The organism is Pseudogemmobacter sp. TB195 (genome assembly GCF_058313095.1).
In genome coordinates this window covers 1-532 of sequence record NZ_JBZEGG010000209.1, presented here as the reverse complement: position 1 = coordinate 532, position 532 = coordinate 1, and the positions used below count along the sequence as shown (strand labels likewise).

General features: G+C 47.9%; 1 protein-coding gene. It reads left to right on the top strand.

Going from position 1 to position 532, the window contains the following annotated elements:
- Positions 1–111: 111 nt before the first annotated feature.
- On the top strand, positions 112–532 hold a 421-nt coding region (locus tag AC4FS3_RS29395; protein ID WP_491023478.1), incomplete at its 3' end, for a hypothetical protein.

Genomic DNA, 532 nt, shown 5'->3' with positions numbered 1-532 from the left:
ATGACGTATATTTCCATACGCATTGCTTGTTGTTGATTCTTTAATGCATTCCTCATCGCCGGGCGCGTTCTCCGCGTTAATCCGGCCGTTGCTTGGGAAAAGGAACTCACCATGGCTAACGATAACGACACCAAGTCCGATGGCACCTACACACTGCAGCTGCAAGGCGGCCGACAGGACGTGCCGATCACGGACGGCGACGGTAATCCGGGGTTTGTCCAGCTCACAGCGACATTGACATTGGCACAGTCAAACCAGCCGTGCCCCAACAAATCGGTTAAATTTGAGATCATGTTCGGACATTATGCCAGACTTGATCCCTGCGATACTGGAAATAATCAGAAATATACTGCGACAACGGACCATAACGGACAAGCAACCGTTAAAGTTTATTGCAATAAACCTGATAATTTCGAGGTTGAAGCGATATACCAAGATGGATCTAGTTCACTTAATCCTACAAACCAAATTCAATTCGTCGTTTCAGAAGCCTACGACCTCGACGCGCTGCTTCAACCGACAAAGACGACAA